The organism is Gimesia chilikensis (assembly GCF_008329715.1).
GTDB lineage: Bacteria > Planctomycetota > Planctomycetia > Planctomycetales > Planctomycetaceae > Gimesia > Gimesia chilikensis.
In genome coordinates this window covers 154,591-177,605 of record NZ_VTSR01000010.1, presented here as the reverse complement: position 1 = coordinate 177,605, position 23,015 = coordinate 154,591, and the positions used below count along the sequence as shown (strand labels likewise).

Genomic DNA, 23,015 nt, shown 5'->3' with positions numbered 1-23,015 from the left:
CGATCAACAACCTGATGAGGACGAAGCTCTTAAAACTTGACCACCAACCTTTTGCTATATCAAAGCCTCATCCAGATAACTCTGGATGAGGCTTTTTTTCGTGCGCTGCTAGATAGCTTAAGTTTTGTTTCCCAGGACTGCCTGCTGATAACGCTCGATGATCTGTGTAGAGTTCAATGCTTCCAGCCGGGGCAATGCGGACTGATATAGTCGTTCGGCTTCTTCCATTTCTCCCAGCTCCGCCAGAGCGATTGCAGTGTAGGCGCGCGCGTTGTCTGCATGAAGGCGGGAGTATGGTTGATTGGCTACGTAAGGCTTAAGACGGTTTATTGCTTCAGTGCATTGATTAATGGCCATCCGATAATTTCCCCGATTCAGTTCGAGAAGACCTTTGAACAGTGGGAGTATTACTTCCTGCTGGTCACTAAGCGGCAGTAGTTCGATATTTTCCAATAATTGACCAGCACGCTCCAGATCACGATCCATCCTTAACAATGCATTTGCATAACTCAGTTGTAATGTACTGTTCCCCGTATCTGCTTCATAAGCCTGTGCGCGGCACTCGAGTGAGTGGTCCAGCTGACCGCCGGCTTCATAGACGTCGGCCAGCCGAGACAGATACATCCAGTGAGGTGTTTTAGAGGGATCGGAAAACGGCTCCATCACTGTCAGAGCTTCGTCCAGTTTCCCCAGGCCCGACAGGGCTACCGCTTTTCTTACTGCGAATTCCACCTGCGGCATTTTATTTTGTAGTGGGGGCAGATGTTTAAGGACCTCGTCCCACCGGCCCCAGTACGTCGCTTCCAGAACGCGTTTTAACTTTCGGGCTGGCATTAAGACTATGGTTAATATCGCAAATACGAAGGGCGCCACGATGAGGGCTGCCGAGACCATCATCAGATCCCGCATCAGTCCGTCGGAGCCAGACTTGCTGACTAATCTGAGAAGTATCGTGAATATGCCCCAGCACACGATAATTAAAAGCATGCGCTGGTATTGCTTTTTCAGCATCATCAGGAAGATGCCCCAGTTGCTGATATTCCGCAAAGCGACGTGATCTGCCGGGGTAATCGGTCCTTTTGTTGATACTTTTTGTGGCATCAGTTCGGAGAGTGCTGCTGTAAAATCGTCAGTATGCAGCACAATATCCTGGTATTCATCGGTCTCCAATTCATGCATCGCCTCCTGTGCAGAGGCGGCCTGGATACATTGCGTCTTGCGTTTGCCGGAAGGGGAGGTCGCCGTAAGTAAATAATCAGGCATGCGTTGGTCTTCTGGGCTGTGGTTCATTTCTGAGTGATAAACTTATGTCAATCAATGACGATATCAACTTTAAGATTGGCAGGCAATTACAGAATCACATCACAGAAAGAATTGTCAAAAACCCTTGCGCATGCTCCTGATCCGTGATGGACTTCCGAAATGGTCCAGGTAAGACGGAATTGCCACCACCCTCAAACCTCATGCTTTAACCGCTGCTCCAGTTCCAGCAGGGCCTGACTGACAATCTCTCGCAGCATCGGTAATTGCGTACTCACGGTTTCCAGGTCCCCGTTCGCGGCAGCTTCCTCAGTCCGTTCGGCCTGTTGCAACAGGGCAGGGATGCCGAATGTTCGCGCAGCTGCTTTCGTGGTGTGGGCGTGGCGATAGGCCTGGACGGCATCGCCGTGCTTCAAATCCCGCTCCAGCCGGTCCATTAATTCAGGCAGTTCGGTGAGACTTTCCCGGATCAACTCACAGAGCAGTCCTTCGTCCCCCTCGACCACCCGCAACGCTTCCTGCCAGTCGACCAGAGCTTCGCACGCCTCTGGTTCCGGTTTAGTCGCTATGTTGTCTGAATCGATGACAGCAGTCGCAGGGAAGAACTTCACCAGAGCCGCATCGAGTTCCTGTTTATGAATCGGCTTGGCAATGTAGCCATCCATGCCCGACTCAAGACACGCCTTCACATCAGACTGCATCACCCGCGCCGTCATCGCGATAATCGGAACGTGCGCATCGCTCGCCGCTTCCTCATCACGAATCAATCCGGTCGCCTCCAGCCCGTCCATTTCGGGCATCGTTACATCCATCAGGATCAGATCGAACGGCTCACTTCGCCAGCGCTCTACCGCAAGACGTCCATTTTCAGCGATTTGCACCGTATGTCCCCACTTCTCCAGCAGCGCTTTGACCAGCCGCTGGTTCGATCTTCCATCCTCGGCGACCAGAACCCGCAGCGTTGCATTCATCTGCAAAGCCGGTCTCTCAGACGGCAACGCTTCTGTTGCAGGGGAATCACTGGCGACTTTCTCTTCCCACGCGTTCCCTACCGGCAGCGTGAGCGTGAAGCGGAAGGTACTGCCGTGGCCCTCCTCGCTCTCTGCCCAGATACGCCCCTGCATCGCTTCGACGATGCCGGCAGTGATCGTCAGGCCCAGTCCCGAACCGCCAAACTGACGCGTGGTCGAAGAGTCCGCCTGCACGAACCGAGAGAAAATCCGCTCCAGGTGCTCAGCGGGAATGCCGATGCCCGTATCCCGAACCTCAAACAGCAGCGTTACTCGGCCCTCGTCATCAACGGCTTCGCGAGTGACCTCCAGATGGACTTCCCCTTCAGGTGTGAACTTGATCGCATTCCCCACGAGGTTCATCAACACCTGTCTCAGGTGCACGGGGTCACCAATCAGAGTCTGCGGTACTGCCTCATGTACCTCCCACGTGATCGCCAGATCTTTCTCCCGATTATGAGAACTGAGCAACCGAAAGACCTTGCCGATCTCTTCCCGCAGATCAAAGGGAACCGCTTCCAGTTCGAGTTTCCCTGCCTCAATTTTGGAGATATCGATGAGATCGTTAATGATCGAAAGCAGCGATTCGCCCGATTCCAGTACGATCGTCAAAAATTCCCGCTGCTGGGGTGTTGGTGAATCATCGAGCAGCAGCTCAGAGATGCCGATGATCGCATTCAATGGCGTGCGGATCTCGTGACTCATATTGGCCAGGAAGCGGCTCTTTTCTTCATTCGCCTGCTCAGCGGCCAGCCGGGCCCGCTGCAGAGTTTCGTCAATCTGTTTATGCACCGTCATGTCGAACAGGCTGATCAGCACCAGTTGCTCGTCGTCGATTTCCACGGGAATCAGCCGGACTTCCAGGGGAATCAGCTTCCCGTCCTGACAGACGCCGTTCACTTCCTGGGGCTCGTAGAGTAATCTCGCCCGCGGATGATTCAGCAGCTCACGCAGGTTCTGAATTTCCACGTCCCCCGAGTGCTGGGAGAACAGGTTTTCCAGTGTCATACCGATCAACACATCCAGGTGGTAACCAAACATCTGGAACGCAGCCCAGTTGGCCAGCTGGATCGTGCCCGCGGGGTTCACCAGCAGAATCGGGTTCGGCGTCGCTTCCACAACGAGCCGAAAGCGTTCTTCAGCCCGTTTGATCTCGGTAATATCGTGTGCGATGCCAAAGGTTCCAATGACTTTTCCCTTGCGGTTCCGCAGCGGGATTTTTGTGGTCAGCATGGTGAGATTCTTCCCGTTTGGCCCCTCCAGGCTCTCTTCCCGGCGTAACATGTCGATTCCATTCTGCATCAGATCCCGTTCCTGCGCGAGGCGTTTCCGGGCGTAGTCCGCGGGGAAGAAATCGAAGTTGGAGAGCCCCTCCATCTCTTTGGGATTCTCAATCCCCAGCCGTCGGGCAAGCGCCGCACTCACGCGCAGGAACCGGCCTTCGGTATCTTTGAACATGATTTCATCGGGCAGATAGGTGAGCAGTGTTTCCAGTAGAAACTGTTCGTATTCAAGCGCGGCTTCGGCCAGCTTCTGGTCGTGAATATCGGTAATCGATCCCGCCATCCGCACAGCACGTCCCCGGTCATCCCAGATCGCCTGCCCGCGGGCACGAAACCAGCGGTAAGCCCCGTTTTTCAACTGAAGTCGGTACTCCACGTCATACGGTTTACGTCGTTCAATGTGTCGGCTGAGGGCGGCTTTGGTCGGGGTGAGATCATCGGGATGCAGACGATATTCAAACTCGAAAAAGTCGTCGCCCATTTCCTCTTCCGTGAGGCCCAGCAGTTCCTTGAAGCGGGTCGCGTAATAGACCTTATTGGTCAGCAGATCCCAGTCCCACAGTCCGTCGGTGGAACCCGCAACAGCCAGCTTGAACCGCTCTTCTTTGGCCTCCAGTTCCTGAGTGCGTCGGGCAACGGTCTGATCCAGCCGCTCATTGGAGGTCCGCAGACGCCGGTTGAGATCGATCAGTTGCTGCTCCGTGGCGTGGTACGCCCGCAGTGCAAACGCGAGGGCAGCGATATACGCACTGATCCGCAGAAAATGCCACCACCACCAGGCCATGTCCCACAGTGCCGACATTTCGAACAGAATCCCCGCTGCCCCCAGCAACATCGTATGCACGGCAAACAGCCACGATTCATGCTGCGCTGTTTTATGGAACCGCACAATAAAAAACAGGCCCGCGATCAGAAATCCCACGCCGCCACAGATGTTGAGTGCCCGCGCCAGTGGAGTAAAGTTACCCTCACTAATCATCGATGGCAGTTGAGTGGGGAACACGCAGGCATGCAGTCCCAGCAGGCAGCTGGTCAGCAGGATCAGCCAGATCAGTGCCTGAGAGAGCCGGCCCGACAGCGGGGCATAACTGATCCAGACAGTAGCGAAGATCACCCCTCCCGCAAGGGTAGCGACGCTGTGCAGCCAGACAAAAGCATTGCCCGGTTCCACAGCCGCATGAAATGTATCGAGCACGCCCATCGCAATCAGGGCACTGGCCATCGACAGATAGCAGACCGCTTCCGGCTTACGGCGGGATTCCACCATGAGGATGCCGGCAATCGCGACCGCCATCAGTCCGCCCGATGTTTCCAGCAGCGAATGCACGGGCAGGTGGGCGAAGCGGGTGTCCGGATAAAACAGGAGTACGATGGCACTGCCGACCGTCGGCATGACGAGTGAGAGCAGCACTCCCAGCAGGGCCCACCAGAGAGTCGGTTTACCTGACATGCCTTTGTCTTTCTACTCGACCATCTTGATTAACAGGATGGTAATGTCGTCCTCGCTTCTCAGTGATCCCGAGAAACGGTAAATCGCTTTTAGAATCTGTTTTACAATTTCTTTCCCTGGTTTCTCTCGATGCTGGTGGATGACCTCACACACCCGTTCGATGCCAAATAACTCCCCATCATCCGAGCGGCACTCATACAGGCCATCGGTCACGACGAGTAGAATATCGCCAATCTGTAACTGCAGTTTGCCATCCGTGCCATATTGGTAATCGTGCAGCAGTCCCAGGGCCGGACCGTTGTAATCGGGCATGCTTCTGATTCCCTCGGTATTGATGACCCAGAAAGGATGCCCCGCCGAACAGTATTCCAGTGTCCGTTCCAGGGGATCGTAACGTCCGTAACAGAGAGTCACGAACTGCCCCTCCAGTGTCACCTCACTCACCGCGCGATTGGCGAAAGTCAGAATCTCACCGGGATCCTGCAGAATGTGGGAGCAGGTGCGCAGCACGCGGCGGGTATCGACCATGATCAGCGAAGGCGCGAAGCCGTGACTGCTGACATCAGCAATGGTCAGGCCCCAGATGGAATTGAGTTTGTCTTCTTCACTCATCAGATGCGCGGGTTGCCAGAGATCATGATTCTTTTTTGCCTGGCGGCTGATCGGAATCACGTCAAAAAAATCCCCGCCAGTCCAGTTAGCGGGGATATAAGCACTTGCCATGTCGACGCCGGCGATTTCCGGCAATGTCTGAGGCAGCAGATGCCGTTGAATTTCCCGGGCATATTCCAGATCCCGGTCCATCGCGATCATGTTCATTTCCATTTCCAGGCGGTGCCTGCGTTCGATGGCATAGAGTATCGATCGCTGCAGCACGCAGCTGCTTGCTTCGGATTTGAAAACGTAATCCTGTGCGCCCAGCGAGACCGCTTTGATGGCCAGTTCCTGATCGTTGCGTCCACTTAAAATCACAATGGGAATATGCGCGAAACGCTGATGCAGAAACTGAAACGTATGCAGCCCCATGGAGTCGGGCAGCGTGAGATCGAGTACGATTACATCCACGCGCGGGGCAGACTTGAGCCAGTTCACTGCTTCTTCCAGAGAACCAACATGTGTGAGAGCATCGTAGCCGATCTTCTGTAAGCGAGATGTAATCAGCCTGGCATCCAGGATGTTATCTTCGACAAGCAGTAATGAGGTATTTTGCATAATGGCCACGCTGAATATGCAGCATGGCAGGAATGAATATTCCCTCCCTGTATTCCTGCCACTGAACTAGTTACCTCAGGCCCATGTCTTTCAGGTCGAACTTGGAGCCGCGCACAGTTCTATGAATTGTGCGCGGTCAGTTGTATCTAAGTTTGCTGATGTTTATTTGAGTTGGCAAGATGAATTTTTCGTTTAAGCAAGAGTTTTAAAAACTGCAACGAAAACCCTTATTCTTCCACTTGCAGATACAGATAAAATGATTCCTTATTCTCTGTTTTTAAGGAGGGTTTTCTCTGTTGTCTATTCGAACAGGTTTTCGCGAAACAGGCCAGCTTTTCTGAACCTGTGCCAGCCAGAGATTGTCAGTAAACTGACAGAAGGAGTCCTTTCATAATGGCATTGAACCGCAAACACAGCCGCCGCATCGTGGTGGACAAAGAGACGTACCGATTTAAAGTCTCGACAACCAGCCTCGACAAAGACGGGAATTATCGCCTGAATGTAACCGTGCAGCGCGAGGCAGGGGGAGCCCGACTGGATGTACGCGGTCTGCTGACACGCGATTTCTGGCTGGATATTTCGGAACCGGGAGACAAGGACCCTGCGGACTATCCTGTTATCACGCCGAAGCACGTCCGCTTTATTATCGAGCAGGCCCGACAGCAGGGCTGGCAGGCACTGGAACCAGGGCCGACGTTTGTACTCGAACTCGAAAATCAAATGCTGTTCTCTTTCTGAAACCATCGTCTGTGACTTAGCCAGACAGCAGCAGGGAATTTGCCGCGTTGAATTACGAACTCAGGAATCTGTATCACGATCTCATTGATGAGCAACAGGGATTCCAGAGAGCGGATCCCGCTGATATTCAATACCTGTTGGACGAGATCAACGCCGACCCGCAGCTCGGCCGGGTCGAGCGCGCTTTCCTGCGGGGCTATCTGAATTACCACTTTCGCGAAGTCATGCAGCCGCTCGACCGCGAGGCAGAATTCCGGACCGCAGTCGCACTGGCTCCCGACGATCACCAGTCCAATCTGCATCTGGGTTATGAAACCTTTGATGTCGGCAAATACGCGACCGCCCTGGCGCAGTTTCAGAAGATCAATCTGAAACTCCATTTCCTCTGGTCGCAGATCAAAATCAGGGAACTGATCGTCAGCTGCCACCTGCATCTCCAGCGATTCGAAACAGCGGAAAGCCTTTTGTTCCCCCTGCTTGAACTCTCAGCTGAAGTCGATGACGCAGATTATGCACTCCCCACCGAACTGATACGGGCACTGGCACAATGGCACGCCGAATTACATGCCGCGATTGGAGAGACCGCCTGGCAACGCCTGGTCGAACTGCTGTCTCTGGTGATAAAGAGACACGATCTGAACCGCCTGTTCCAGGATGAGCTCAGCCAGATTATGCAGGCTGACTTATCCTCGCTCCCGGAGCTCTCTGACTGAGGGAGGCTCCTGTTCTGGACATCCCGCGGAGACTCTGTCATGCTGAATACAACAGATAAGCTGTCACAGTTGTGAAATCGGGAGACGAAAGAAATGAGTCAACAGTCCGGGGATAACCCCGCTCATCAGGATCGTCCGGTAACGCGCAGAACGTTCATCCAGCAGGCCGGCACGGCAACGGCCGCCGGGCTGGCTGCCGCACCTTATGTCTGGGCTGGGGGGAATGAGCAGTCAGAAACACTCCGCGTCGGTCTGATTGGCTGTGGTTCCCGCGGCTCCGGGGCGGCCGCGAATGCCATGCAGGCGGATCCGAATTCAAAGCTCGTCGCCATGGCGGATGTCTTCGAAGATAAACTCAAAACGAGTGCCGACCGGATCAAAAAAACGATCGGCAAGCAGTACGCTGTAAAACCGGATCAGCAATTCATCGGCTTCGACGCGTATGAAAAACTGTTGCAGACCGATGTCGATGTCGTGTTGCTGACCACGCCGCCCCACTTCCGCCCGCTGCATTTAAAGCAGGCCATCGCCGCCGGGAAGCACATATTTGCTGAAAAGCCCGTCGCCGTCGACGCGCCCGGCGTCCGTTCCGTGATGGAAACCTGTCGCGTGGCCCGGGAGAAAAAGTTGTCTATCATGTCCGGCCTGATGCTCCGCTACAGCAAAGCCATGCAGGAAACGATGAAGCGGATCCATGAAGGGCAGCTCGGCAAGATTGTGACGCTGCAGACGAATTACAACATCAATGGGCTCTGGTCACATCCCCGCAAACCCGAATGGAGCGACATGGAATGGCAGATGCGTAACTGGTACTACTTTACCTGGCTCTCGGGGGGACAACTGGTCGAGCAGCACGTGCATGGACTCGACCTGATGTCCTGGGCGATGCAGAATGAATATCCCGTCAAATGTTTCGGGCTGGGTGGTCGACAGTCGCGGGTCGATCCCCTGTATGGTCACATCTTCGATCATCACGCCATCTGTTATGAGTACAGTGGCGGTGAACGCTGCTTTGCTTACTGTCGCCAGCAGGACGGCACCGACATCGATACCTCCCAGCTGATTTACGGATCAAAGGGAACCGCCGATCTGAATCGTAATACACTCAGCGGCGCAAAAACCTGGCGTTACAGCCGGGCGCGCGGCAGCGCCAGAGGTGGCGTGCAGGACCTGCCTTACGTCCAGGAACACGCGGCCCTGTTTGAGAGCATTCGCACCGGGAACCCCATCTGCAACGGGGAGTACGCCGCGAAAAGTTCGCTGATGGCCATCATGGGACGCATGGCTTCTTATACCGGTAAAAACGTGACCTGGGAAGAAGCCTGGAACTCTCAGGAAGACCTGACACCTGCCGAATATGCCTTCGGTCCATTGAAAGTTCCCCCTGTTGCCCTGCCAGGGAAAACCCAATTTATTTAAATGAAACGGGTTGATGAATTCTGTGAATTTTGCCGGGCATTCATTCTGCCTCCGGTCCGGTGTAGTTTTCTGCCGACGCCTCTGTTGCGGTATCCCCGACGATGAGGTGTTTCAGCTCTTCAATTTCCTGTTGTAACTTTCGGAGCCGCCGAAGTTGTTCGCCCATCAGTTTGAGCAGACCTAAGAGCGCGAAAAATACAAACAGCTGGAAGAAAAACATAGAATTTCCTGTCGAGAAAGTAGTTGATCCTGATGAGGAGCCTGTTTCAGGGAACGCCAAACAGGCCGCAGGGATCAAAATGAATCGGAAATTGGGCAAATTTCTTTTTTTTGCGTGATGTTTTTTACCGCTTTACGCCTCATTCACTATAGGACTGGATTCCCTCGGAAACGGGGGGCCGGTAAACGTCAAACCAGTGATTTGAGGGAACTGTCATGGAACAGTTAGAGCGACAGCAGAAACAGTTTACCAGGTCATTCCTGGTGACCCTGTTTCATTTTGTGTTGAATTCCGTGTTACTCTTTTTCGGGATCTGCGCAGCGGGAGCAGGTCACGGCGACAGTCGGCTTTGGGGTCTGGCGCTGGTTTCCTGTCTGCTCTTCAATCTGACGCTGCTGAGCACCGTTGTCACCAGCTATCCACTCCGCAAACTCGACATTGAGCGGGCATTTACCTTTTACGTGTTCCTGTTTTTCTTCCTGGTATACGGGGCTCTCTCGTTCTGGGTGGTCTTGCACCCGGAACGCATCTGATGGCGGCACTCCATTGACTCCTGAAAAAGGAACCGAGATGAATCTCACGCAACACATGCCGACATTTGCCCGCTGGTTCAGAACTGGTAAGCAACGTCTGGTCGAGATGCCCCGCACACCTTACGTTCTGTTTCTGCTGGCTTACACGTTGGCGTCGACAATCTTTCCTCTCTTAATGATGGTGGTTGATTGTCCGCTATTCTTTGCTGAAGCCATGCTTCTCTGGTTGCCTGTGGTGTCGGGAAATGTGGCGATCCTGTTTTGGAGCAGGAAACATAAACAATGTCGACCGTCTGTCCTGATGCGACTGCTGATCATGGCCCTGGTTATGGAAGGGTTCTTTCTGATCATGCGATATTATAATCCTCAGGAGACACCCGAGTATGCCACAATGGAAGAAGTCGTCTTCATGACCGTGTACGGCATCCATTGCGTACTGCTCTTGATTATGGAACCAGGGCTCCGCAGTTTAATCCGCGGTAAACGTATCATTCGTCCGGTCGTCGATCCGGGGGATTACACAAGACCGTTCTAAAGGCGTTCCGCGATTGAGGAGCTTTGCCTTTACACCAGGCAAATTCCATTTATAATCCAGCAGAACAATTCAAGAATACAAAACATTGAGAAGCGATGCAGGACTTCTCAAAGAAAGGAACAACATGCATCAACTGCCTGACGCCGTGAGTGCGTCTTCTCATCTCCTGGTCATCGATCTGGAAGCCACCTGTTGCAATCAGAAAACGGTGCCCCGCCACGAGATGGAAATCATCGAAATCGGGGCCGTGATGGTGGCCCGTGAATCGCTCCAGGCTGTCTCCGAATTCCAGACCTTTATTCAACCGGTCCGGCATCCCCGGCTCACTCCCTTCTGTACCGAACTGACCTCGATCACTCAGAGCGATGTCTCTACCGCAGTCCGTTTTCCCCAGGCTCTGGACGCGCTGATCAACTGGAGCAGGGAGTACGAACCGTTCCTGTTCTGCTCGTGGGGCGACTATGACAAATCACAGTTTCAGCAGGACTGCCGATACCACGATCGAGAGTATCCTTTTGGGAAAGAGCATCTCAATCTGAAAAAGCAGTTCTCCCTGACCCAGGGTTATCCGCGAAAATTCGGAATGACGCGCGCCCTGAAGCTGACGGGCCTGCCCCTGGAAGGAACTCATCATCGCGGAATCGATGATGCCCGCAACATGGTCCGCATGCTGCCCTGGATTGTGGGGGATTTCAAAGTCTCCGGGGCAGCGAAATCCTGATACCACAGACACGAAACAGGAAAAACTCAAGAAACACTGAGTTTTTTTCATCTTTGCGCAGATCTTTACGTAAGAATGATGGTTGATTTCTAAACCAGCAGACAGGGAATGTACGCCATGCGGAACTCCCGGGGGCTCACAGACACTGTATTAACGCAGTAGCCAACCCGTTCAAAACTACGTTAAGCACCAATAGGTTAGCTGACTTATCTGCGTCAAGTTCCATAAAATTAATGGGAAAAAGAAGTCGCTATTTGCGTTTGTTTTCCGGCTGGTTTAAAATAAACTGTTCATCGGTATCTTTTATGCTGTACGCGGTCGATTGGGAATTGACTTCTGCACTGCGCAGGTGGAAGATATCAAGATAGAAAAGCGTACTGGAGACCAGGCAACAACCCTTTTCGAGTTACAAAATCCCGTCAAACTGCATCGGGCTGGGATCATGTTCAACATTTACAGGGAGTGATCGATGCGCGAACTCGTTTCAGATTCCAAACATTCATCCCGCAAGGGGTTTACGCTGATTGAGCTGCTCGTCGTGATGGCAATCATTGCGATCCTGGCTGCCATGCTGCTGCCTGCGATTCAACGGGCCCGCGAGGCGGCACGTCGTACACAGTGCATCAACAATCTGAAACAGGTCGCCCTGGCCACAATGAACTATGAAAGTTCGTTTCGCTCGTTCCCTTCCGGCTGGATTGAAGCGATGCCCGTCGATTCGAATGGAAATCAGCTACCTGGTCCAGCAAATGCCAATGTGGCTTTCGCCGAAAATGTGGTAATTCCAGTCGATACTCATACTACGGATTCCAACGGTAATAAAGTGCCCGTGACCCAGTGGAGCCTGACCGAATGGGAGCTCTCCCCCTGGTGGGGCTGGCAGGCTCTGATCCTGTCCGATATGAATGCTACGACAGTGAATATCGATTATAATCTTGGCAAATTCGAACAAGACAGCAAAGTGGCGAGCACGGTTCCCATTGAAAGTTACATCTGTCCCAGTGCTTCCCTCCCCTCGAATCGTCCCCGGGACCTGGGGTATTGCAACTATCGTGGTGTCGGTGGACTGCTGACCGGCTATTCTACGGTCGATCCCTTTAGTGCCCAGTTTCGGGGTGGTGTTTTCGGTCCGAATAGCGCGACCAAAGTACGCGATATGCAGGATGGCGAATCCAACACGCTGCTCTTCGGCGAAGCGGCTTTTGGCTTCTGGGCAGACAGCCATAGCTCGGTCTCGGGAGCCGTCTTCGACCCCAACGCCGATCCCAGTACCAATCCGCCCATTTTCCACGAAGGGACCAACTTTGACGGTCCACCCCATATGAGCCAGACAATCCACCTCACCTTTGGATCGTGGCATGATGACGTCGTTCACTTCGCACTCGCTGATGGTTCTGCCCGCGGGATGGCGAAAAATATCGATGCCCGGGTGTTCCTGGCGCTCTGTACCCGGAATGGAAACGAACGCGTTACCACCGAATGGTAAGCTTCAGGCACGGTCAAACGGAAACGCAATCACTTCCTGCAGTCTCCGTTTGCCCAGCGCCAGCATGATCAGCCGGTCGAGTCCCAGCGCGGTTCCCGCGCAGGCGGGCAGGCCGGCTTCCATTGCCTGTAACAGATAACTCTCCCCTGGCAGTGCCAGACGCTGTTCCTGTTGACGCAGTTCTGACTGTTTCTGAATGCGTGCCCGCAGTTCGGTCGCATCAGTCAGTTCGTGATAGCCATTACAGATTTCGACTCCCTGCAGATAGAGTTCGAACCGTTCTGATACTGCATGTGGTGACTCCTCATCGGCGGGACGAATCCTGGCCAGGGCGGATTGCTCGGGAGGGTAATCGTAAACAAAGACGGCGCCCCTGCGTTTCAACTCTGGTTCGACCAGTTCTACCAGTAGCAGGTTCTGCCAGCTTAAACGGTCAGTGGCATCGAACCCTCCGGGCACAGAAATCTGTTTTGATTCTGCAACCCGGGCAAATTCTTCAGCAGATGAACTCAAAGCAGACAGCCCGGCAAACTGCTGAAAAGCGGCTTCATAGCTCAGCCGGGGGAATGCTTCGGAGGGCAGTGGTAGTCGCTCACTCTGATCCGATATTTCAGCAGCCGTCTGATAAATGGTGCGTACGAGAGTCTCCACAAAGGTCATCTGCTCCTGATGCGTCTCTCCCTGCCGATACCATTCCAGCATACTGAATTCGGGGTTATGCATCTCGCCCCGCTCGGCCTGTCGGAAGGCATGCGTGATCTGGTAGATCCGGTCTGCCCCCGCGGTCAACAGCCGCTTCATGGCAAATTCGGGTGAGGTCTGCAGGTAGCGGATTGCAGCACCCCGGTTGGCAGCAGGCTCCGCAGTTCCTTCTTCAGCACGCCACTCACTGGTGAAGGGATCGATATAGGCATCAACAACAGTATCCCGCGAGAGCAGAGGCGTTTCGACTTCCCAGTATTCGCGTGCGTGGAAGAATTCCCGTATGGTTCGCAGTAACACGCTTCGATGTTGCAGAGTTTCCAGTGAAGCGGTCGGTAAATAATCGGGGAGCTCTGTCACAGCGGGCCTCAGATGGCAGGTGCCTGGTTTCGAATCTGGTTAAGGTGCGGTCGCCGCGAACTTCTGGCGAATCGTCTCAATTCGCTCGCGGTTGGTCCCAAGGTCGGAATAACCGATGCGTGATGCGGATCGCACCTGGATCACATTCTGACCTGGTTCGATCAGGAACTCAACATCATCGACAAACCGTAGCCAGCGTGTACGAAATTCCGCCCGTAGATAGTTCTCGTCTCCCGTCACAATCTGACAGCCGGGAAATTCAGCCAGGACTGACAGCAGTCGCTCACGCGCCTGGGCCGGGGAATCGGTAAACTCCAGGGGGGCGATGGTATGTATTTCTGAGGAGTCGCAGGAACAGACGCAGTTCGGAGATTCCGGACAGGGGCTGAGTTTACCATCGTTAACTCCCAGGTTGTCAGGTGGGGAAGTCAGGGAATTCACCCCTATGATGCCGAGCCAGACGGCAATGAAAAAAGAGACGCACCAGAACAAAATCATGTATCTAATACGCCTCCTGTTTCGTGTTGTCTTGTGGGGACTGGTTATGGTTCTGCATCCGTTTCAAAATCAGGCTGATCCTGCAATTCGTGATCCGCATCGGCCCGGGGAGTTCTCCGCTTACGGCGGGCATTTTCCAGCAGTTGTGCTTCCAGTGATTGTAGTTCTTCCTCATCTGCTGACAATGGTTCTTCGTCGGCAGAAAATGAATTACTCTCTGCTGAAACCTCCTGTTCATCCTGAAAATCCACGAGTTCTGCAGCTGCCTCAAGTTCCGTGACTGCCTGGGGATGGACTTGTTCGTCTTCAGTACTGGACTCCAGCTTCGATTTATCGGGGAACAGTCGTTTGGCCTGCAGCAGGCCACGCAGGAACTGTGCAGACGAAGTAATGCTCACAGCCAGCGCTGCCCATTTAATGATTCCCAGTGTATTAGACCCCCAGATCGACTCTGCGAAAATAATCAGGGTTGTCAGCACACAGACACCGGTCAGAATTCCTTTGAAGAGTAGATCCGTTTTCTGGTGTTTCATTGAATGCCGGGCGATCGCCATGCGGGCGGAATAGTTGGCCACATCACGGAATGAGTTCATCGCATCACGAACCGCATCGCGATCCTGGGAGTGCGTGGGTGCCTGGTTCAGCGTCGCCAGTTTTTCTTCCATCGACAACTGAGGGCCGGTGGCATGCTGGTCTTGCATCATACCGGCTCCCGGTTGATGCGTCGCGCCAGCCGGCTTTGCTGACCCGGATTGTTTCTGACTCGGTTGTGAACCAGGGGCCTTGGAGCGTGATCGCTCCAGCAGTTTTTCCATGTAGGCTGCAATCGAGTTTTCTTCCTCTTCTGCGTGCGGAGCAGGAGAGGTTTCGGCTGCCGTCGACTCATTAGCAGACTGCGTTTCTGCTGACTCAGTATGCTCCATGTCCGGAGTGGCGTGGTCTTCAGGAGTGACTTCCGGTTCTGCAGGAGTCTCGCGCGAGAACATGCTCAGCAGCCGGCTTGTCTGCAGTGTCACACCCTCTTCCGGTTTTGATTCTGGTTCAGAAACTGGTTCCGGCTCGGGTGTCTCATCCGGCTGACTCAAGAATGATTCCAGCAGAGAACCGGTCGCTTGAGGTGCTTCTGTTTCAGACGGGGCTGGCTGAGCGGTGTCTGTTTCTGTCAGCGCTGCTGATTCAGGATCTGCGACGGTATGATCATCCATCCCGCCGGCAGGGAGTCCCACTTCCGCCATCAGGCTCTCGCGTTCATTCAACTGTTGCTCCCGCAGTTCGACGATATGTTCCCGATCGTCCAGTTGCCCGCGATCTTTTTCGATCTGGATCTGCTGTGTTTCCAGATCATCCCGCTGACGGCTGATCTCGTCGCGATCAATCTCCAGCTGATCACGATCCAGCATTAACTGTTCCCGCTCTGTAGCCAGTTGAGCGATCGTCGACTGTTCTTCATCGTACGCCTGCTGATTGTCTGTCAGTTCCTGTTCGCGTTCCGCAAGTTCAGCTTCCCGGTCTGCCAGTTGCCGTTCCCGCTCATTCAGCTGTTCCTCGTGTTCTCCGAGTTCAGCCTGGGCCTGCTGTAATCGGCTTTCATCCGCCTGCAAAGCTTCCTGGGCCGCCTTCAGCTCTTGCTGGTTCTGGGTGAGCGTTTCCTGTTCGGTTTCCCGCTGTGCGAGTTCGGCTTCGCGTTCTGCCAGTTGTCGCTCTCGCGCACTCAACTGTGCCTGTTGTTCTTCGAGATCCGTCTGAGCTTCCTGTAACCGGGTTTCACCTGCCTGCAACGTTTCCTGGGCAGTCTTTAACTGTTCCTGGCTCTGAGTGAGTTCTTCCAGTTCGGTTTCCCGTTCTGTGAGCTTGGCTGCACGCTGTTCCAGATCCGATCGCAGCTGTTCCAGTTCGTCACGCTCAATCGCCAGTTTCTCTGTTGCAGTCGTATCCACGACATCGCTGTCCAGCTCACTCTCTGGTTGCTCAGCGCGTTGCTTCTGCTCGCTGATCAGTTTTGCAAGTTCCTGTTCCTGCTCTGCAATGCGAGCTTCCCGTTCTGCTAACGCCTGCTCGCGTGTTTCTAATTCCCCCTGATCCTGTAAGCCGGATCTGGTACGTTCCAGTTCGGTACGGGCTTCGTCGAGTTCGGTTCGTTCTGTTTCCAGCGCTACCTGTGACTGGGCGAGTTCGGCCTGCGTGTTCTCTAATTCTGTCTGTGCGGTTTCCAGGGAAGACTGCTGCGCTTCCAGGCTGGTCTGTAGTTGTTCAAGTTCCTGCCGCCGTGCTTCCAGTTCAGACTCACGCTCAGACAATTCGAATTTCTGACGCTCGATTTCATCCTGTTGCTGATCCAGCGTAGACTGTGCCTGCTGTAGTTTCTCTCGCTCAACTTCCAGCTCTTCACGGTCCCGAACGATTGCGGCCCGTTCTTCCTCGCTGGAGCTTTGAGTCGTCTCCAGTTCGCTTTGTTTCAGCTCGACCGCAGATTGTTTCGATTCCAGCTCCGCCTCTGATTGATTCAGTTCTGTTTCGCGGTCGGTCAACTGTTGTTCCTGTGTCGTCAGCTTTTGCTGTAACTGGTCGAGTTCTTCACTTCTCTGTGTGAGTTCGGTACGCTGATCATCCAGCTCAGCGCGAGCTCCTTCCAGCTCGCGTTGTTCCTGTTCCAGTTTGGTACGGGCATTATCCCACTCGAGTTTTTCGTTTTCGAATTCACTCTGCTCGGCTTTCAGCTGTTCCGTCTGTGTGGCCAGCTCTGCCTGCTGCGTTTCGAGTTGAGACCGCTCTGCTGACAGTTCCTCAACCTGAGACTCCAGAGCCACCTGACGCTGCTCGAGTTCTGACTGCTGGGCCGTCAGTTCTTCCTGCTGCCGGGAGAGTTCGGTTTGCAACTCTTCCAGAGCCGCTGATTTCTGATCGAAGGCTTCACGTTGTGACTGCAATTCCTGTTGCTGCTGCGTGCAGGCCTCTGTTTCTGCCTCCACTCGGGACTGCTGCGCTGCTAATTCCTGCCGCGCGGTTTCCAGGGACTCCCGTTCCTGTTGCAGTTGTTCCCGTTCTGTTTCCAGCTTCTGTTGCAGCGCACTCTGGTCAACTATGCTCTGCTGGGCGACGTCGAGGTTCTGCTGCTGCTCTGTCAAGGCCTGTTGTTTCGATTCCAGTTCCTGCTGACGCTGTTCCAGATCTTCTGCCCGGGTATTCAGCTGGTTGTGCTGTTCTGCCAGATCCTGTTCCCAGTTTCTGAGGGCCCGCTCAATCTCGATGACGGCGGCTGTCGAGTGCTGTTGGGCAGACTGATCTGCTTCCAGCCAGGCACGTTCGGTTTCCTGCTCAGACCGATCGGCGGTCTGCGCCTGTTCCAGATCAATCCAGGCTGCGACCAGGGCGCGCTGTTCCGCAGTGATATTGTTTCGTTCGGCTTGCAGATTCTGTTGCAGACGCTGTAATCGTTGGTGCTGACCTTCCAGTTGTCGCTGACCGACGATGATCTGCTGCTGTTCTTCAGCCACATCGTCTTTGAGAAGTTCCAGCTGCTGCAGTTTCTGATCCAGTTCCAGGATCGCTGCATCAAAAGAACGGATTGAGTCTTCCTGTTCTGCAGAGCGGGGCGCCGGTTCGGGCGGAGCAGGGGGCTGCAGGGTGAAGCGTTCCTGCAACTGTTCCAGTTCCGCTTCCTGTGCCTGCATTTCCTGCTGCAGGGCAACCTGTTCCTGTTCGATCTGTTTCAGGAGTTGCTGACGTTCTTCGAGCTGTTTCTGGAACGCGGCCAGGGCACGCAGTTCTTCCGGGATCTCGATCTGGGTACGCGTAGCAGCCGGCGCATTAACGGGCGCTGACTTTTTTTCTGGCTGTGCGACGGGAGTCACTTCTTCGATTGATTCGACCTCGAACTTCACGGGGCCAATGAGAAGCTTCATGCCCTGCGTCAATGTCAGTCGTCGAATGGGACGTTCATTAACCCACAGTCGGTAATCGATGGCTTCGATCGTCGCGTCAAAATCGGTGATTGTCAGCCGACAGTGTTCCGGAGCAATTCCCGGTACTTCCAGCCGGACTGCGCATTCCGACCCTGAACCGATCAGATATTCACCGGTGGTCAGCTTGACTGGAGCAATGCGATGAGTTAATGGCACGAGGCAGATTTCGAGCCCTGAGGTGCTCGTCTGCTGCCCTGACTGAGAGGCTGTGGATGAGGTCGTTAACATCCTGCTACTCCAAAAAAACACGTGGCTGGTACGGCGGGGAACGTAGCTGTCGCAGTGACCAGAGAGTTCAAATGTGACGATGATTCAAAAAAGAAACATACAATTTCTACTGGCATATACCTCAGAAACAGAGGTCGGTCAAACTTTGGCACCTGCACAAATGGAGGGATTTCTCTGAAATAAAAGTGTCAGGTAACTCGGCGCGAAAATGACGATTGTAGGTATTCTCAGCCCGCTGGTTTTTCGCCGCATTTCCGGAATTTCAGACAAAAATGGTCGTGAAACCGCTCTCTTCTACAGAGTCCTGTGACATCGGCAGCCGGGATGTCTATAATGGTTACGACTGTTTCAATTCTGATTCGCACTCTCCATTCCATGACGGCGACACGGCAGGTTCCTGGGGCCTGTCTCGCAAATGGTACCGGTTATATGGCACACTGGCTGAAAAATCCGTCGAAGGCAAAGCGTCGCGAAGAAGATATACCGGAGCCGTATGAGATCGTCTGCGTCTGTGGCGTGAGTCTTTCCGGATATCGGCGCAAGGCCCCCTACAGGCATACCTGCCAGCAGTGCGGCGAAAGCTATTTTATTCTGCCTCGTAATACTTATCCCCCGCTTCAGTCACGGAAGAAAAAGAAGAAGATTCCGACCCAGCAGCGGATTACGGAATACGTTTTGAATTCCCCGCTGGTGACACGCCTGCGGGAGAAACGCCAGCAGAAACAGGCGACCCGTAAAGTCCAGGCTGCAGACAACGGTCAGCCCGCTCAGGCCGAGCTCTCACCCTTTGAACTGCCACCCCCGCGTACCCGGCTGATCACACCATTCCGGGCGATCCTGGCGGGGATCGTGTTGATCATTGGAGTCACCAGTTATGGCATCTGGCACAGCCGTCAGATTGAGAAAGCCGAGGTCACGCTGAAAACCGCATCCGAAGCCGGGCAGCAACTGCTGGAAGAGGGAGATCTGGTCGGGGCGAACAGTGCATATCAACAGGCGTCAGAAGCCGTGGATATACTGGGCAGGCATGACCGGCAGGCATTCGACGTGCAGCAGACCGCGCGGGAACTGGAAGCACTGAACCGCCAGGCGGGGGCTCCGCTGTTTGACATCGCTGAAGAAGCGGTCACTCAGATCAAGGAACAGGATCTCAAAGGCTGGCAGTCCCTGTTTGACATCCGTTATGAAGGCAGCTGGCTCCTGTTTGAAACTACGCTCTCTCCCGTCTCCTCCAGTAAAGAGGAAGCAGGACCTCGGTACCGGCTCAATTTTCCGGTGATGCTGGATGAATACACGTTGAATCTGGATCTGGCTGATCCGTCATTTCGTGAGTATGTCGAAAGGCACCCCGGTGAGCCGCTGATTTTTGCCGCGCAGATGAAGGCCTTTGAACAGGATAAGAATCAGCCTGCGTCCGGAGTGATTCTGCTCGACGGCAAAACCGCATTTCTCTGGTCACACCTGAATCTGTATGAGCAACTGGGCATTCCCTTCGACGAATATCACGACCGGGGTCACGTCGAAAAACTGCTCAAGCAACAAACTTTATTTCTGGAGCGTGCCCTGTGATACAACGCCTGATACGCACCTGCTGTCTGTTTCTGTTCTGCCTGCCGTTGATCGGCACCGGTGATGTCTTCGCCGCCGACCGCAGTATCCAGAACTTTGTGAGTCAGCGCGAACAATGGAATAAACTGCTGGGCGTGACGCAGACGCTGGAAGGACGCGTTTCAACGTACAACTCGCTCTCGATGCGGTTCCGTAACTGCCCGATCCCCTTCTACTTTGCCGGGAAGGTGCCCCGGCTGGACGATAGCTTTCAGAACGTGGAAGTGACCGGTCAACTGGCCCGCGAGAACGGACGGCTGCTGTTTAAGATCACATCGCTCAAAAAATTACCGGGCGACCTGGAGCATTTCGTTACCGAACAATCCAAAATCGATTTGAGTGATCCCCGCGACTGGTATGAACTTGCAAAATGGGGGCAGCAGCGGGCCGAGTTTTATAAGGACGAGGAACTCAAACAGAAAGCACTCAATGCATTTCGCCGAGGCGTCGAAGCTGAATACAGCCAACTGCGGGTCAAGCAGCCGGAGAACCTGATGAAACTGGCTGAGAAGGCACAGGAGTTCAAACTGGATCCCCGTCTGGCAGAGGCCTATCGGCACGAAGCCCTGGTTCTCGAATGGGAACAGCTGAAAAAACAGAAAGGTTCCAATGCGGATCCCGTCCGCGCGCAGCTGATCAAACTGTTTCCCAAAAGTATTACCCCGCTCAAAGCCGATCAGCCTGCCGAACGCAAACGCTATCTTGCAGACCAGGTGGCCGAATTTCAAAAAGCGACCCCGGAGCAGCGGCAGCGGATGATCCGCTGGTTCTATTCACAGATTGTGCTCGATCAGATTCTCAAAGGACTCGCAGAAGGGGGAAGTAACGGCTTTAAAATCGCCGCAGATATAAAAAAACAGCTGCCCGAACGACCGGATCTTGCCAGACAGTATGAGCAGATGCAGCTCAGCTTTGACTTCCATCGGATTGACGAACTCCCCCGACAATACGTTCTGGATCTGGCGAAAGAATACCAGCAGCGCGGTGATCAGACCAAAGCGAAGCAAACGCTGGAAAACTGGGTGGAAGCCCGTCGGAAGAAACTCGAGCCTGGCGATGCGGATGGTCGCGTAAGTGTGGCCCGCGACCTGATGGAGCTGACAGGGAACAGACCCGGGGCTGTCAAACTCCTGCTGCAGGCCTGGGAACTGAATCCGAAATCAACAGAAACGGCAATCATGCTGGGGCGGCTGGGGTATATGCTGCATGAAGATAAATGGCTCGATCCTCAGGAAGTCAAGGAGTTTCGCGACGACCCGATTCGCAAGGCGATTCGCAACGGTACCGTGGTCGCCGGCATGAACCGGGATCAGGTTAAGAAAGCACTGGGAGCGCCAACACAGGTGGGTCGCAGTATTTCCGGCGGGGCGATCAACGAGCTCTGGATCTACGGTGAAGCCGGGAACCAGGGATTGATCATACAACTCTCCCGCAAGCAGCGGGCAGACGAATTCAAAGTCATCCGCATTAAAAACGCCGCCGCGGCAGCCGGTGGGATAGTGCCCGAAACATCAACGGTTGAGTAAGCGAATGCACACTCTGTGCTGCAGACTGAAATGCGCATGGGGGATAGTGAAAATCCGTTGAGATTCCCGGCTTTCATTGAATCAACATTGTAAGAAACCGTTGCAGACACTATGGTTTAGCTGCTTTGAACCCGGGTCCGGGTTGTCTGAATGCTCCCCCTTTACAAGGACTGTAACTGGTGACCGAAACGGAATCGACGTCTCAAACAGAACTGCCATCCCTGTATCATGATTCCTCGTTCTGGGGGATGACGGTCACGCAGTTCTGGGGCGCCTTCAACGACAATCTCTATAAACAGCTGGTGTTGCTGTTCTGCGCGCAACAGGCGCTGCAGGGGGCCAAAGATCAGCAGGGCATCGCACTGGGAGTCTTCGCGCTCCCCTTCGTCTTCTTCTCAGGGTTAGGTGGCTGGTACGCCGATCGACACACAAAACGAACGATTGTCATCGCCTGTAAAGTAGCTGAGATCATTATTGCGCTGCTGGCGATGGCGGCCTTCTTCACCGGTCAACTGCTGCCTCTGCTGGTCGTTCTCGGTCTGCTCAGTACCCAGAGTGCGATCTTCGGACCTGCCAAGTATGGGATCCTGCCGGAAATGCTCCGCAGCGATGACCTGCCTCAGGCTAACGGTGTGATTCAGATGACAACATTCGTCGCCATCATTTTCGGTATGGCTTCCGCGGGCTTCGTAAAGCAGGCCTTTCCCGATGCACTCTGGAAAACCAGTTATTTCTGTATCGCGATTGCCGTGATCGGCACGATCTCTGCCTTCTGGGTTCGCCGCACGCCGGTGGCGCATCCGGGGCTCCCATTTCGCTGGTCGACACTGGGCATTAACCCCGAGACGCGAACTCTGCTATTGCAGGATCGTCGCCTGTTGTCAGTACTGCTGATTTCATCGGTCTTCTGGTTCGTGGGGGGCATCGTGCAGCCCCTGGTGAATATCTTCGGGATTGGACAACTGCACTTAAGTGAAAGTCGTACCAGCTTGATGGCGGCCTGTATGGGGGTTGGGATTTCGCTGGGATGTGTCGCCGCGGGACGTGTTTCGCATAAACGGGTGAATTTCAAACTGGTCACTGTCGGCGCCTGGGGACTGGTCCTCTGCCTGGCGCTCATGTCGGGGATCGGCTGGTGGGGGCCTGGAGACGGACTCGAAACCGTCAAACAAACTGATGCTTCGCTCTGGGAAGCCTTCATTCCCCTCAACGCCGCCGAGTGGATGTCGCGGACGGTGTTGACCCTCGTCGGTTTCTTCGCCGGTCTGTTTATTGTCCCGCTCCAGGTAGAACTGCAAACCCGCCCTCCCAAATCGCAGAAGGGCCGCATGATCGGTACAATGAATCTGATCAACTGGGTGGGGATCGTACTCTCCGCGGTCTTCTTCGGTCTCTTTACCATGGTCTGTAACAAGCTGAACTGGCCTATGAGTCATGTCTTCCTCGTGCTGGCCCTGGTAATCCTGCCTGTTGCGCTGTTTTATCATCCCCGGGATGAAGCTTTATCCCACGATGCCCCTGGAACCTGATAACTTTTGCTTGACCAGCGTC

General features: G+C 54.2%; 17 protein-coding genes. 10 read left to right on the top strand and 7 right to left on the bottom strand.

All coding sequences use genetic code 11. The features are described 5' to 3' along the window. Positions 1-117 precede the first annotated feature (117 nt). The 3 genes from FYZ48_RS15785 to FYZ48_RS15775 all read right to left on the bottom strand — a co-directional run bounded on the left by FYZ48_RS15785 (position 118) and on the right by FYZ48_RS15775 (position 6,215). A complete protein-coding gene (locus tag FYZ48_RS15785) occupies positions 118-1,263 on the bottom strand; it encodes a tetratricopeptide repeat protein (RefSeq protein WP_149341987.1) in 1,146 nt (381 codons plus the stop codon). A 191-nt stretch (positions 1,264-1,454) separates the two neighbouring features. After that, on the bottom strand, positions 1,455-5,003 hold the full coding sequence (locus FYZ48_RS15780) for a PAS domain S-box protein (protein ID WP_149341985.1): 3,549 nt from the start codon (positions 5,001-5,003) through the stop codon (positions 1,455-1,457). 12 nt (positions 5,004-5,015) lie between these two features. Continuing rightward, entirely contained in the window at positions 5,016-6,215 is a 1,200-nt protein-coding gene (locus tag FYZ48_RS15775; protein WP_149341983.1) for a PP2C family protein-serine/threonine phosphatase, read from the bottom strand. Between the two features lie 393 nt (positions 6,216-6,608). On the opposite strand from FYZ48_RS15775, the gene FYZ48_RS15770 reads away from it, so the two are divergent. The 3 genes from FYZ48_RS15770 to FYZ48_RS15760 all read left to right on the top strand — a co-directional run bounded on the left by FYZ48_RS15770 (position 6,609) and on the right by FYZ48_RS15760 (position 9,085). Next, positions 6,609-6,953: a hypothetical protein gene (locus FYZ48_RS15770; protein ID WP_149341981.1), complete on the top strand. Its 345-nt coding sequence runs from the start codon at positions 6,609-6,611 to the stop codon at positions 6,951-6,953. Between the two features lie 47 nt (positions 6,954-7,000). After that, the gene (locus FYZ48_RS15765; protein ID WP_149341979.1) at positions 7,001-7,666 is read left to right on the top strand and encodes a hypothetical protein; all 666 of its coding nucleotides are present in this window, start codon (positions 7,001-7,003) and stop codon (positions 7,664-7,666) included. 93 nt (positions 7,667-7,759) lie between these two features. Beyond that, complete coding sequence (locus FYZ48_RS15760; RefSeq protein WP_149341976.1) at positions 7,760-9,085, top strand: Gfo/Idh/MocA family protein; 1,326 nt, start codon at positions 7,760-7,762, stop codon at positions 9,083-9,085. A 40-nt stretch (positions 9,086-9,125) separates the two neighbouring features. On the opposite strand, the gene FYZ48_RS15755 is transcribed toward FYZ48_RS15760, so the two are convergent. Beyond that, on the bottom strand, positions 9,126-9,305 hold the full coding sequence (locus FYZ48_RS15755) for a hypothetical protein (RefSeq protein WP_149341974.1): 180 nt from the start codon (positions 9,303-9,305) through the stop codon (positions 9,126-9,128). A 215-nt stretch (positions 9,306-9,520) separates the two neighbouring features. On the opposite strand from FYZ48_RS15755, the gene FYZ48_RS15750 reads away from it, so the two are divergent. The 4 genes from FYZ48_RS15750 (at position 9,521) to FYZ48_RS15735 (ending at position 12,580) form a co-directional block, all read left to right on the top strand. Further along, the gene (locus FYZ48_RS15750) at positions 9,521-9,838 is read left to right on the top strand and encodes a hypothetical protein (protein WP_149341972.1); all 318 of its coding nucleotides are present in this window, start codon (positions 9,521-9,523) and stop codon (positions 9,836-9,838) included. A 37-nt stretch (positions 9,839-9,875) separates the two neighbouring features. Beyond that, a complete protein-coding gene (locus FYZ48_RS15745; RefSeq protein WP_149341970.1) occupies positions 9,876-10,373 on the top strand; it encodes a hypothetical protein in 498 nt (165 codons plus the stop codon). A 124-nt stretch (positions 10,374-10,497) separates the two neighbouring features. Continuing rightward, entirely contained in the window at positions 10,498-11,094 is a 597-nt protein-coding gene (locus FYZ48_RS15740) for a 3'-5' exonuclease (protein WP_149341968.1), read from the top strand. Positions 11,095-11,563: 469 nt separating this feature from the next. Then, positions 11,564-12,580 (top strand): DUF1559 family PulG-like putative transporter, encoded by a 1,017-nt coding sequence (locus tag FYZ48_RS15735; protein ID WP_149341966.1) that lies wholly within the window; start codon positions 11,564-11,566, stop codon positions 12,578-12,580. 3 nt (positions 12,581-12,583) lie between these two features. On the opposite strand, the gene epmA is transcribed toward FYZ48_RS15735, so the two are convergent. The 3 genes from epmA to FYZ48_RS15720 are packed head-to-tail and all read right to left on the bottom strand — an operon-like array spanning position 12,584 to position 18,330. Continuing rightward, positions 12,584-13,642, bottom strand: a complete 1,059-nt coding sequence (gene epmA / locus FYZ48_RS15730) for an EF-P lysine aminoacylase EpmA (protein ID WP_149341964.1) — start codon at positions 13,640-13,642, stop codon at positions 12,584-12,586. Positions 13,643-13,681: 39 nt separating this feature from the next. Then, the gene (locus FYZ48_RS15725) at positions 13,682-14,140 is read right to left on the bottom strand and encodes a DUF1499 domain-containing protein (RefSeq protein WP_149341962.1); all 459 of its coding nucleotides are present in this window, start codon (positions 14,138-14,140) and stop codon (positions 13,682-13,684) included. Between the two features lie 44 nt (positions 14,141-14,184). Then, positions 14,185-18,330, bottom strand: a complete 4,146-nt coding sequence (locus FYZ48_RS15720) for an FHA domain-containing protein (protein WP_149341960.1) — start codon at positions 18,328-18,330, stop codon at positions 14,185-14,187. Between the two features lie 333 nt (positions 18,331-18,663). On the opposite strand from FYZ48_RS15720, the gene FYZ48_RS15715 reads away from it, so the two are divergent. The 3 genes from FYZ48_RS15715 to FYZ48_RS15705 all read left to right on the top strand — a co-directional run bounded on the left by FYZ48_RS15715 (position 18,664) and on the right by FYZ48_RS15705 (position 22,993). Continuing rightward, the gene (locus FYZ48_RS15715; RefSeq protein ID WP_149341958.1) at positions 18,664-19,899 is read left to right on the top strand and encodes a hypothetical protein; all 1,236 of its coding nucleotides are present in this window, start codon (positions 18,664-18,666) and stop codon (positions 19,897-19,899) included. Further along, entirely contained in the window at positions 19,896-21,464 is a 1,569-nt protein-coding gene (locus tag FYZ48_RS15710) for a hypothetical protein (RefSeq protein ID WP_149341956.1), read from the top strand. The genes FYZ48_RS15715 and FYZ48_RS15710 overlap by 4 nt, the downstream gene beginning before the upstream one ends. Before the next feature lie 179 nt (positions 21,465-21,643). Then, the gene (locus tag FYZ48_RS15705) at positions 21,644-22,993 is read left to right on the top strand and encodes an MFS transporter (RefSeq protein WP_145439003.1); all 1,350 of its coding nucleotides are present in this window, start codon (positions 21,644-21,646) and stop codon (positions 22,991-22,993) included. Positions 22,994-23,015: the final 22 nt, after the last annotated feature.